The organism is Bacillus sp. AFS001701 (assembly GCF_002559405.1).
In the GTDB taxonomy this organism is placed as follows: domain Bacteria; phylum Bacillota; class Bacilli; order Bacillales; family Bacillaceae_G; genus Gottfriedia.
This window is the reverse complement of record NZ_NTZO01000531.1, coordinates 1-10,900: the sequence shown is the minus strand read 5'-3', so window position 1 is coordinate 10,900 and position 10,900 is coordinate 1. Positions and strand designations below refer to the sequence as shown.

General features: G+C 32.3%; 13 protein-coding genes. 5 read left to right on the top strand and 8 right to left on the bottom strand.

The window, feature by feature from the left end:
* The first annotated feature begins 367 nt into the window (after positions 1 to 367).
* On the top strand, positions 368 to 1,264 hold the full coding sequence (locus CN514_RS22225; RefSeq protein ID WP_098234442.1) for a LysR family transcriptional regulator: 897 nt from the start codon (positions 368 to 370) through the stop codon (positions 1,262 to 1,264).
* Positions 1,265 to 1,367: 103 nt separating this feature from the next.
* Here the strand turns inward: CN514_RS22225 and CN514_RS22220 are convergent, their stop codons facing one another.
* The gene (locus tag CN514_RS22220; RefSeq protein ID WP_098234441.1) at positions 1,368 to 1,586 is read right to left on the bottom strand and encodes a helix-turn-helix domain-containing protein; all 219 of its coding nucleotides are present in this window, start codon (positions 1,584 to 1,586) and stop codon (positions 1,368 to 1,370) included.
* 10 nt (positions 1,587 to 1,596) lie between these two features.
* Positions 1,597 to 2,082, bottom strand: a complete 486-nt coding sequence (locus CN514_RS22215) for a DUF2975 domain-containing protein (protein ID WP_098234440.1) — start codon at positions 2,080 to 2,082, stop codon at positions 1,597 to 1,599.
* 340 nt (positions 2,083 to 2,422) lie between these two features.
* Here CN514_RS22215 and CN514_RS22210 point away from each other — a divergent pair, with 340 nt between their 5' ends.
* From CN514_RS22210 to CN514_RS22200, 3 genes are read left to right on the top strand one after another with little or no spacing between them, the layout of a single operon-like run.
* Entirely contained in the window at positions 2,423 to 2,764 is a 342-nt protein-coding gene (locus CN514_RS22210) for a PadR family transcriptional regulator (protein ID WP_098234439.1), read from the top strand.
* Positions 2,761 to 3,243 (top strand): hypothetical protein, encoded by a 483-nt coding sequence (locus CN514_RS22205; protein ID WP_098234438.1) that lies wholly within the window; start codon positions 2,761 to 2,763, stop codon positions 3,241 to 3,243. The genes CN514_RS22210 and CN514_RS22205 overlap by 4 nt, the downstream gene beginning before the upstream one ends.
* Entirely contained in the window at positions 3,240 to 3,773 is a 534-nt protein-coding gene (locus tag CN514_RS22200) for a permease (RefSeq protein WP_098234437.1), read from the top strand. Before CN514_RS22205 ends, CN514_RS22200 begins: the two co-directional genes overlap by 4 nt.
* A 199-nt stretch (positions 3,774 to 3,972) precedes the next feature.
* Here CN514_RS22200 and CN514_RS22195 read toward each other — a convergent pair whose 3' ends face one another.
* The 6 genes from CN514_RS22195 to hflX form a co-directional block, all read right to left on the bottom strand.
* Complete coding sequence (locus CN514_RS22195) at positions 3,973 to 4,632, bottom strand: serine/threonine-protein kinase (RefSeq protein ID WP_098234436.1); 660 nt, start codon at positions 4,630 to 4,632, stop codon at positions 3,973 to 3,975.
* Between the two features lie 99 nt (positions 4,633 to 4,731).
* Positions 4,732 to 5,205, bottom strand: coding sequence for a DUF4825 domain-containing protein (locus tag CN514_RS22190; protein WP_098234435.1), 474 nt, complete (start codon positions 5,203 to 5,205; stop codon positions 4,732 to 4,734).
* A gap of 159 nt (positions 5,206 to 5,364) precedes the next feature.
* The gene (locus tag CN514_RS22185; RefSeq protein ID WP_098234434.1) at positions 5,365 to 6,660 is read right to left on the bottom strand and encodes an MFS transporter; all 1,296 of its coding nucleotides are present in this window, start codon (positions 6,658 to 6,660) and stop codon (positions 5,365 to 5,367) included.
* A 213-nt stretch (positions 6,661 to 6,873) separates the two neighbouring features.
* On the bottom strand, positions 6,874 to 7,212 hold the full coding sequence (locus CN514_RS22180) for a zinc ribbon domain-containing protein YjdM (RefSeq protein WP_097978729.1): 339 nt from the start codon (positions 7,210 to 7,212) through the stop codon (positions 6,874 to 6,876).
* Between the two features lie 241 nt (positions 7,213 to 7,453).
* Entirely contained in the window at positions 7,454 to 8,725 is a 1,272-nt protein-coding gene (locus CN514_RS22175) for a methionine gamma-lyase family protein (protein WP_098234433.1), read from the bottom strand.
* Between the two features lie 3 nt (positions 8,726 to 8,728).
* Complete coding sequence (gene hflX, locus CN514_RS22170; protein ID WP_098234443.1) at positions 8,729 to 9,985, bottom strand: GTPase HflX; 1,257 nt, start codon at positions 9,983 to 9,985, stop codon at positions 8,729 to 8,731.
* A gap of 135 nt (positions 9,986 to 10,120) precedes the next feature.
* Between hflX and CN514_RS22165 the strand changes: the two genes are divergently transcribed.
* Positions 10,121 to 10,768: a trimeric intracellular cation channel family protein gene (locus tag CN514_RS22165; protein ID WP_286141798.1), complete on the top strand. Its 648-nt coding sequence runs from the start codon at positions 10,121 to 10,123 to the stop codon at positions 10,766 to 10,768.
* The last annotated feature ends 132 nt before the right edge of the window (positions 10,769 to 10,900 follow it).

Here is a 10,900-nt window from a genome sequence, read left to right as displayed (position 1 = left end):
AAGGATTCTTATATAACTAAAGCAATGCTTTAGTTGTACAATAAATATTATATTTACAGCAATTCTTGTTCTAGGAGGACAGTTAATTATTAGACTTTTCTCAAAGCCAATTTTTAAAAGAAAAAATAGAAGAATGTATCGAATCGTTGAGTAAAGTTTGATTTAAAACGTCTAATATAAAATCAAAAAAGGAATTTTTCTTATTAAATGGAAGGATTGTTCCAACAGTTTAGTAGTCTTAATTCCCCTACTATAGGAGAACACAGATGATTCGTTTTTTGAATTGTACTACTTTTTCGTGCTAGAATGAATACAAATTCAATTGAAAGAAAATCTAAGTGTGTATACTCTTATTCGAGGAGAATTTATGAATTTCGAGCAAATGGAATACATAGTGAAAGTTGCAAGCGAGAAATCAATCATTAAGGCTGCAGAAAAATTGCATATTACAAGTTCAGGATTAAGTCAATCGATCTCCCAATTAGAGCATGAAATGGGAATAAGTATTTTTACCCGTTCAAGGAAAGGAACATTTCCAACAGAAGAAGGAAGGATTTTAATAAATAGAGCTAGTGAAGTCTTAGAAATTATTAGTAAGTTAAATGAAGAGTTGTATGATTATAAAAATAATAAAAAAGTTCATTTGAAAATAGTAGCTGCTCCTACTTTCGCATCAGTACTTCTAAGAGCATTGAACAGAATTAAAGAAGAACATCCGAATGTTACGATTGAAATTGAGGAAAAAGACCCACCACTAATAATGGAAACAATTAAACACGCTGAATATGATTTTTGCTTTTTCCCTCAAGATTTAGAGTTATTAAAGAGTGAAAAAAATATTAACTATGAATTAATTCGGACTGATCATGTTCACGTTATTGTAGGAAAAAACTCCCCACTCTATCATCTTGACTACGTAACAAAAGCTGATGTATTAGAAATGGATACAGCGTGCTATTCAATCTATTCTGATTATTATTATTCTAAGTTAATTAAAGAAAATAAAAATAAAATAAGAGTAACGACAAACAGTATGAATATTCTTACAGAGGCTGTTAGAGAACATAATGTGTTTGTATATTCTCATGAGTCAGGCGCTAAATTTCATCCGTATATACTAAGTGGAAACTTAAGATCTATTCCTTACAAAGAAAATAATGAATATGTTGTAAAGGATTTATGGGTAATCTATCCAAAAAACAAAAAGCTTTCTAATATAGGTAAAAAATTTATCGAAATCGTTAAAGAAATAGCCACTCAATGAGGAGCGGTTATTTTTTTGCCACTAATATCCGAAAATCTCTTTAATAAACGTAAAGAAGGGATAGCAATTAAGCTATCCCTTAAATTTTAAACGTTGTTTGTTTTTATCGAGTGTCTTCGTCCATTTTGTACTCCAAAATATCACCTGGCTGACAATCCAATGTTTTACAGATCGCTTCTAATGTTGAAAAACGAACAGCTTTTGCTTTACCATTTTTCAGAATGGAAAGATTCGCCATCGTAATTCCAACTCTTTCTGAAAGCTCCGTTACGCTCATTTTTCGTTTTGCTAACATCACATCAATATTAATAATTATTGCCATACCATCCACCTCAGACCGTTAAATCATTTTCTGATTTTATGTTAATCGCTTCTTGTAGAAGCTGTTGGAGGATAGCAGCAAAAACGGCGATAACTAACGAAGCAAATATGATGATCAGTACCAAAAATCCAATTGGAGGGTCAACTTTCTTCGCTATAAAATGGAAGAGTGGCATACCTAAAACATATATACTACTGATTGCAATCCCACAGTACTTTATGTTCTTTAATGCCTTTACAGATAATTCCGAGAACGCTGTGCTGTCGTCAATGTAGCGTAAAAGATTGAAAGCCTGATAGAGAGCAAAGTAAAAAGGCACGGCAGCTCCATACAATACGATGAAAAGGAGATATTTCATTGAGGCAATATTTGGATACAATTTGGATGCAAAATTGCCTATATTTGGTACCAAAAATATACATAAAGCAAGCACTGCAATTCCAGCGAGAAAAATAATTAGCTTTAAGAAAGTAGTTGAACCCTTTTTAACATTCATATTAAGTACCTCACTTATTTAATGACAATATGAATTTAACATATTATTTATCGTTTTACAATAAATTTCTGTTGTTTTTTATTATATTATTATCGTTATAAAATTATCCGTACATTTTATAATTAGTAAAAAAACATTTCTCAACTAAATAAATGCTCTTGTAAAAACTTAAATCCACTCTCTCCTCAGAAAGAGAATATTTTTAAAAATGTTAGAGTTGAAATAAATTAACAAATTTATTTTACTGTTAGGAACATATTACTGTTTTTAACAGTATATTGTTATTAACAGTATGAAATTATTATTTGGAAATATACGAATTTAGGGGGGGTTACTATTTATGAAACATTCAGGCCGACATACTGGTGCATTTCTTTTATTGTTTTTAACAGAGGGGGATAGTTATGGAGGGAAACTTTTGCAGAAATGTGAGGAAGAACTACCAATTAATCCAATTGACAGTTCCATATTATATCGAACTTTAAAGCAATTAGAGTCTGAAGGTGCTGTTGAGTCTTATCTAGGTACATCCGAGCAAGATAAACCGATCAAGATGTACAAAATTACTGAAGATGGAAAAGAAAAATTAGAAGAATTTCAAATAAACATTGAAGAAAAGATTAAAAATTTAACATTTTTCATAAACAAATACACTGAATGGAAGGAAGGAGAAGAATCATGATTAATGCATCGATCCTATACAGTTTAGCAATAATTCTTACTTGTATCTCTTTTATAAAGGATCGAAAGAAAACAACAGATGCACTATTAAAGTCATGGAGAATGTTTTGTAATATTTTTCCTGAAATTTTAACTATTATGTTATTTGTAGGACTATCCTTATCTTTATTAACGCCTACAGTCGTTTCATCAATAATTGGGGAACACTCTGGAGTGAAAGGAATTATACTATCTACAATAATTGGTTCTGTTGGACTAATTCCAAGTTTTATCGTTTTTCCTCTTGGAGAAACATTAGTCCAAAATGGTGCTGGACTCCCACAAGTAGCCGTGTTAATGTCAACGTTAATGTCAGTAGGAATTATTACTTTACCTATGGAACAAAAATTATTTGGAAGAAGTTTTGCATATGCACGTAATGCAAGTGGACTTTTAATGTCTCTTTTATTTGCATATATTATTTGGTTGGTGATGGTATGAGTCAATTAAAAAAATATCGTTTCTTTTTTATTTTATTACTAGCGTTCATCGTTCTAACATTTATAAACCACTCACTTGGAATGAAAGCATTTCAGTTAACTGGAAATAGTATATTAAATATGTTATTTCTCCTCCCACCGGTTTTAATTTTTGTTGGCTTACTCGACAAATGGGTTGAAAAAGAAACGCTTATTAAATATATGGGAGATAAATCTGGTATTTACGGTGTTCTGTTTGCTCTCTTACTAGGAGGTATAGCAGCTGGTCCTCTATACTTAGCGTTTCCAATCGCGGTACTTTTATTGAAAAAAGGAGCAAGTATTCGCTATGTTGTATTTTTTTTAGGAGTTTGGACAACGGCGAAACTACCTATAGTTATATATGAAATTGCTTCATTTGGTATTAAGTTTACACTTATTCATTTATGTTTTGGCTTAGTATTTTACTATTTAATGGGAGTCGTTTTTGAGAAGTTTTATAATCATAAACAATTGCTAAATCATGAAGATCACCAAGATATTTCTATATAGGTATATACCTATGAATAAATGAAAACAGACTCTATTTTAGTTAGGTCTTAGTGAAAAAAAGAGTACAAAATGAAGAGCGAAATTATCCTCAACAAAAAAAACAAATGAATAACTGCAAATTCAAGAAGACTAGCCCGTATGCTAGTCTTCTTGAAATGTAAACCGCTATCTCTTTTAGTATCCATTTCACGTAATCTATTTAAATCTTTCTCTTCAATTTTTTGTAAAATCTGTATGAATGTCTAGTAAAATCCAAGAATTTTAACGGGATTTTAATAGGTACTTTATACAAAGTTTTTTTATATAGTTTATAGTAAGCTTTGACTAAATCTTCCCACTTTTCATCTTTTCCTTTTTTGTAAAAGTCAGATATATCAACAACGTATCCCCTACCATCTTTCATCATCACATTTTTCCCATGAACGTCGTATGGATTTAGCCCCCGACTTATCGCATACTTAAGTGCAATATTTACATCTTTAATCACACTCTCAGGTATTCGAACACCATTTGCAAGGGCGTTGTATAGCGTAATTCCCTCTAATCTTTTTAATACTAGATATGTTACACCGAATTGAATCAATTTCGAATAAGCTGGATGTTCTCCTAATTGTTTATAGACTTGAACCTCTTTTTCTAAACCATCTAGATCTTTTCCATATACTTTAACAACTACATTTGTTTCAGAATGATGTATAAAAACAGCAGCATAATTACCTGATCCAATGCATTTCCAACCTTCTGGAATATCCTTAACTACAATTGGATCATTTGGACGTTCACTCTTGAGGCTTACATTCGGAATTAATTCATTTTCAATTAGAATCTTAAAATCAGATTGATTTGTTAAAATAGACATTCGTTTACCCCTTTATATCCGTTTACTACTTTATCTAAATCTATTATCATATTAAATTTTATCAATCGTTTTAATAATGACGTAAAATAGTTAGAGATTTTATTTCCTAAATAACTGACCTACCTTGATTTTATTTTTTAAATTACTGTGGATTAGTTCTTCTAATTCCTTTTCATTCGTATAAGAACTTAAATCTTTTCCATACCATTCATCAAGTTGTTGTCTTGTCACAGTATATTTTTGATCAGCAAACTCAAATACAATCCATTCTACATTTTTGATCAATGCAAATAAGTAAGTTGCATTATTTATTACTATATTTTTAATATTAGCCGGTAAACTCTTATAATCAATCGTTATACCATAAGGCTTCTTTTTTGTTTGGAGTGTCATTTTGGTGAATTCATTATGATTCGGTAATTGTTTTATAATACTTCCTACAGCACTGTTATTACCGACATAAGAATTTTTATAATGAAAAATATCCTTATTTGTGTGTGTTTTGCTTAAGGAACAGCTAGTTAAACTTATTAATAATATTATTAGTATGAAATAACCTAATATTTTTTTCATATTTCCCCCTTGGCTCTTATTAATTGTGTAGGAATTTAATTTGTGAACACAATAAAACATACCATTTTACTACGAAATTAAACCTCTTTATGAGCGTGCAAATTGTGAAATAGGAGCTGATTAATCAGCTCCTATTTTATCTAAATTATAAATTTCATTTTACATATGAAGACCTTGTTCACGTTCTTTCTTTCCTCCACGTGACCAAATCACGACTGGGATAAGGATTAGGGATAAGATTCCTCCAGCTAATGATAATGTTGCATAACTTGAATTGGCAACAATCATTCCAGACAATGCACCACCTGATGCCCCAGCTAGAGCGATAAATACATCCACAGTTCCTTGGGTCTTGGCGCGGGTAGTAGAATCTGTTGAATCAACGATTTGAGCAGTCCCACTGATTAGTCCAAAATTCCATCCTAATCCTAGTAATGAAAGAGCAACTACTAGGAGAATCATCGAATCACTTGGTGCTAATGCGGCTAATACTCCTGCTAGTAATAAAATGGCTCCAGATGCAATCGACATAGCTGTTCGCCCTATTTTATCTACAAGAATACCTGTAATGAGTGAAGGAAGATACATTGAGCCAATATGGAACGCAATCACAATACCTACTTCGTTTAGTCCATGACCGTGATGTTTCATATGAATAGGTGTCATTGTCATAATAGCAACCATAACGATTTGCGTCAGTACCATTGTCGTTGCACCTATAGTAATACCCCTCTTTGATTTCATACTTTCAATTTGTGTGGAATGAACTACATCCACTTTTTGTGTTTTATTTGACTCGATTATTTTTGCTAAAATCAACGGGTCTGGATTAAGCATTATGAAAAGAAAAAGGCTAGCCAAAATAAAAGCCGTTGCGGATAAAATGAATGGACCTGCAAGTGCTGGCACGCCAATGGAGACTGCAAATTTTCCCATTGGGCCTACTAAGTTAGGACCTGCAACAGCACCAAATGTTGTGGAAACCATTGCTATACTAATCGCTTTTGCACGTTGTTTATTATTCGCTAAATCAGTTCCTGCATATCTAGCTTGCAAATTGGTTGCTGTTCCTGCACCGTAAATCAAGAGTGATGCGAATAAAAGGATCATACTGTTTGTCATTGCCGCAATTACTACACCGATTGCCCCAAGTCCACCGGTAAAAAATCCCGCAGCAAGCCCAATTCGTCGACCAAATCTTTGCGAAAGCCTACCAACAATTAATGCCGCTCCTGCTGAACCTAGTGTAAAAAGGGATGCTGGCAGACCAGTAAAAGCATCTGTCCCAAGCATTTGTTGAGCTAATAGTGCACCGACTGTAACTCCGGCAGCTAATCCTGCTCCTCCAAAAATTTGCGAAATGCTAACCATCAATAGTGTCCGATTATATAGCATCTTTTGTTTTTCCTCTGAATTTACATAATCCATTGAAAAATTATGCGCTCGATTTTTCATTTATACACCTTCTTTTAGTCGTGCGATTTTTTAAAAAATAATTGCAATCATATCTATGAATGTAAGCGTTTATTTTATATCTCTTTTATTTTAACAAATATCAATTTATATCAAACTATTATTTTTATTTTCTTTCGTAATATATAAAACAAATGCATCGAGCCTTTTGACTTGATGCATTTGTTCTTTTAATAGAATTTATAACTAACGATACTACGCTTTTTTAACAAACTCAGATTTCAACTTCATGGCACCAAAACCTTCAATTTTACAATCGATATCGTGATCACCTTCAACTAATCGAATACTTTTCACTTTTGTACCAATCTTAACGACAAGTGATGTGCCCTTTACTTTTAAATCTTTTATTACTGTAACTGAATCCCCATCATTTAAAATATTTCCGTTAGCATCTTTTACTACTTTTGTTTCGTCATTTGTATGTTCTGTTTCCATTGTCCATTCATAACCGCATTCCGGACAAATTAAGAGATTTCCATCTTCATATGTATATGCTGAATTACACTTAGGACAATTAGGTAGATTTTCCATTGTTTTTCCTCCGCTCATTACTGGATCTATGCTGTTTACCCACTTCTATATAGTCGCATACTCCTAACCTTAATACAACATTAGATAATTATTATCGAATTTTAATGATAGTGTTAAGGTTAATTTAAGAATTAACCTGTAAGATATAAATATAGATCGAACCTTCTTCATTATGAAAGTAAGTCCCCAATTATTTTCATATATAAAATAGCTCATGACTAGAGGTCATGAGCTTTTTGTTTTAAATTTCTAATAAATTTTTTTCAATTAAAGAATTAACTGCAGAGCAAATTGCGATTTTCACATGAGCATAAGTTAAACCACCTTGAACATACGCAACATATGGAGCTCTTATTGGACCATCTGCCGTTAATTCAATACTTGCACCTTGGATAAATGTCCCCGCTGCCATAATTACATCGTCTTCGTATCCAGGCATATAGTTTGCTGTTGGCGTAAAATGAGCATTGATTGGTGAAGCCGCTTGAATTGCCTGACAAAATGCAATCATTTTTTCTTTATCATCAAATTGAACAGATTGTATTAAATCGGTTCTTACTGCATCCCATGAAGGGTTTGTGTTCATGCCAAGCTTTTCTAAGAAGGCTGCAGTAAATAATGCACCTTTTAATGCTTGACCAGTAATATGTGGCGCCATAAAAAATCCATGATACATATCTTGTAACGCATAAAGAGAAGCACCAGCTTCACGTCCAATACCTGGAGATGTTAAACGATAGCCACATTTTTCAACTAAATCTTTACGTCCTACAATATAACCACCTGTTTTGGCAAGTCCACCACCAGGATTTTTAATTAATGAACCTGCCATTAAATCTGCTCCTACATGGCATGGCTCTAGTTTTTCAACAAACTCACCATAGCAATTATCTACAAAAACAATGACATTTGGATCAATCTCTTTTACAAAATCAATCATCTCTTTAATTTGTTCAATTGTATATGAAGGTCTTGTTCCGTAACCTTTTGAACGCTGAATACCGATTACTTTCGTATTACTTGTCATTTTATTTGCTACTTTTTCATAATTGATTCGTTCATCATTTACTAATTCAATTGATTCATATCCAATACCAAAGTCTTTTAATGAGCCATTTCCACTTTCCCCACGAATTCCTACGATTTCTTCTAATGTATCGTATGGCTTCCCGGTAATATATAAAAGCTCATCCCCTGGTCTTAGTACGCCAAATAAAGCAGTTGAAATTGCATGGGTTCCAGAAATGATTTGCGGTCTTACTAAACCAGCTTCTCCACCTAAAACATCAGCAAAAATTTCCTCTAATGTATCTCTTCCAACATCATCATAACCATAACCAGTTGTTGGGATAAAATGACTATCACTCACTTTATGCTTTCGAAAGCTTTGTAAAACTTTGAATTGGTTATACTCAATCACTTCGTCAATTTCTTTATGGGCTTCTGAAATTAATTTTTCAACATCTGCCACTAATGGTGCAATTTTTTCCCCGTTTGATAAAAATTCTAGCATTGATTATTGCTCCTTATGTATTCTATATCTTTTAACTGTATCATAAATTGAATGTTCCTTGAAAACGTAACCAGTAATATGATAGATTTCTGCTTCTTCATTAAAGTTGATTGATTCAATCATCGTTAATTTTTTGATTTCATGGATCAATTTGCCCTCGTATGCTGGTACAAATGCCTCAAAATATTCCATATACTGCTTACATTCAAATTCAATTCTTTGACGTAATTTACTTAAATCATCTTCATTTAAAGCACTCATTTCAATAAAACCTTCAGATGGTGACGGTACAAAGTCCTCATGAACTTGATCTATTTTATTATAGACAGTTAAAATTGGAATATTTTCAACATCTAAATCATTCAGTAATTTAGAAACTGTTACTTCATGGCTTTTATAATTTTCATGAGATGCATCGACAACATGAAGAATGAAATCTGCTTCCGTTGCTTCCTCAAGTGTTGAACGGAATGCAGCAATTAGTGAAGTTGGTAAGTCCTGAATAAAACCTACCGTATCTGTAAGTAAAGTTGTCATACCGTTTGATAAAACAAATTTTCTTGTTGTAGGATCTAATGTCGCAAACAGTAAATCTTGTTCATACACATCAGATTTAGTTAGTCGGTTAAATAGTGTTGATTTTCCTGCATTTGTATAACCTACTAACGAAATATGAAACATTTCATTTTTCTTACGTCGCTCACGATAACGTTTACGATGTTCAACGATTATGTTTAATTGCTGTTTAATATCATCAATACGTTTTCGAATATGACGACGATCAGATTCTAGTTTTGTTTCACCAGGCCCTCTTGTACCAATACCTCCACCAAGTCTTGATAACTCTGTTCCTTGACCAACTAATCTTGGCATCAAATATTGTAATTGAGCCAATTCAACCTGTAATTTACCTTCTTTTGTTTTCGCTCGCTGTGCAAATATGTCTAATATTAATTGTGTACGGTCAATTACTCTTTTTTCTAATCTTGCAGATAAATTACGAATTTGAGATGGAGTCAGTTCATTATTAAAAATAACAACATCAGGTTCTAACTCTGCAATTGCTGCCTCTAACTCTTCTACTTTACCTGTCCCTATGTATAATGCTGGATGATATTTAGTTCTTTTTTGTGAAGTTATTAAAACCACTTCTCCATTTGCCGTTTTCGTAAGTGATACTAATTCATCCAATGAATAATTAAAACGATCATCATCTACATTTTGAAGCTGACATCCAACTAAAATGGCTTTTTCTCTCATTTCATTCGACACAAAATTCCACCTTTTCTTTAACCAATTCTAAGCAATAAATATTCTTTACTCTTAACTGTCTCTTTATTATAATGATATCTGGACTATTTTTCATCTTTTTATTCAGGGCGGGGGAATTGCTTTTTGGAAACATGGGATTTATTTAGCATTATTGGTACTATTTCCTTTGCATTAAGTGGTGCAGTAGTTGCGATGGAAGAAGACTACGATTTATTTGGTGTCTATATTCTGGGCTTTGCTACAGCCTTTGGTGGCGGTGCATTACGTAATCTATTAATAGGTTATCCAATTAACTATTTATGGAATCAAACAACAAATTTTACAATTGCATTAGTTGCGATGACAATTATCTTTTTCTTTCCGCAATTATCAAATAAACCATTTAAAAAATTAGATATTTTATTCGATTCAATCGGTTTATCCGCTTTTGCAATTCTCGGTGCAAATTATGCCATGGAATTAAAATTACCAGTTAGCGCTGTTATTGTAGCATCTGTCTTAACTGGAATCGGTGGCGGAATCGTACGAGATCTACTTGCAAAAAGAAAACCAATGGTATTACATTCAGAAGTTTATGCTTTTTGGGCAATACTTGTAGGCGTTTTAATTGGAAATAAATTTGTTGATACAAATTTTGAACTTTTATTCCTATTCATTGTTATTGTTCTGCTTAGACTATTATCTGTACATTATAATTGGAGTCTACCAAAAAGATCATTTAAAGGCTCTACAGTTAGTTTAAACGAATCAAACACTCAAAAATTAAATTAAATTAAATTAAATAAATAAGTCCAATAAAAACAAACCTTTTAAAATGATGGTTTGTTTTTTTATATTGTAAGACAAATAGGTGATATATTCTCCCTCGGCTCTTTCGCTTCTTTCCAACAAACATCCTTATTC